Annotated in this window: 1 pseudogene; it reads right to left on the bottom strand. The window is 58.7% G+C overall.

The features are described 5' to 3' along the window. Nucleotides 1–81: 81 nt before the first annotated feature. Nucleotides 82–703: pseudogene (locus ACOCD2_RS24085) on the bottom strand (hypothetical protein); the annotation flags it as partial.

The raw sequence follows: 703 nt of genomic DNA, 5'->3' as shown, positions 1-703 counted from the left end.
CGTTCAGCTAACGCTTACGGCCTGCTGTCTTGATCCTCCAGTGCTTAACCTTTGGGATTACTCCCGCCGGCCCTGAACTCTCTATCCGGTGGCTGGCCAGCCTTGCCGGAGCGGGACTCCCTCCCGCTGGAATACGCGACCTTGCCCGGCCGCACTAAGCGCCAAAGAATCAGCCCTCTTGTGCATCTTGTTGAGGGGGCTCCCCCGATTCCGTGTACAGGAACTTGGGCCGCTCGCCCCAGGCGAAGATGCCACATCAGCCAATTTCTGCCTGTGCTCGTCGTTCCGGACAGCCAACTCCTGCTCAAAGCCGCTGACCATGCCGGCATACCATTGTTTCTCCATCTCCATCGCAGCTTCCTTCGCGGACGACGGCGGCTCATGGATAACCGGTGTATCGCTGAACATCAGCGCACCCAGCGCTCTGTATTCCATCAGCGGCAGCAAATCGGGTAAACGCATCTGGCGGCGCGAAAGACCGTGTATCACCGCCATCATTTGTCTTCCCCAACCATCGGGTAGCGCATCCTCAAAAACAGAATGGATACCCTCGGCGGCGCGCCCTGCATACCGGAATTGCCCCTGGATGCGACCACCTTCCTCGTCCATTTGCGTGGCGATCTCACCCAGCGGGCATGATTTGCCCTCTGGCAGTCTAATCCAGACGTAAACTCGGGAAATACCGCTCATGATCGCTTTCTGC

Origin of the sequence: Thiolapillus sp., assembly GCF_048562965.1 — a bacterium.
GTDB classification, from domain to species: domain Bacteria; phylum Pseudomonadota; class Gammaproteobacteria; order Chromatiales; family Chromatiaceae; genus Thiolapillus; species Thiolapillus brandeum_A.
Note: the sequence above shows the minus strand (reverse complement) of the source record. Positions and strands in the feature narration are given on the sequence as shown.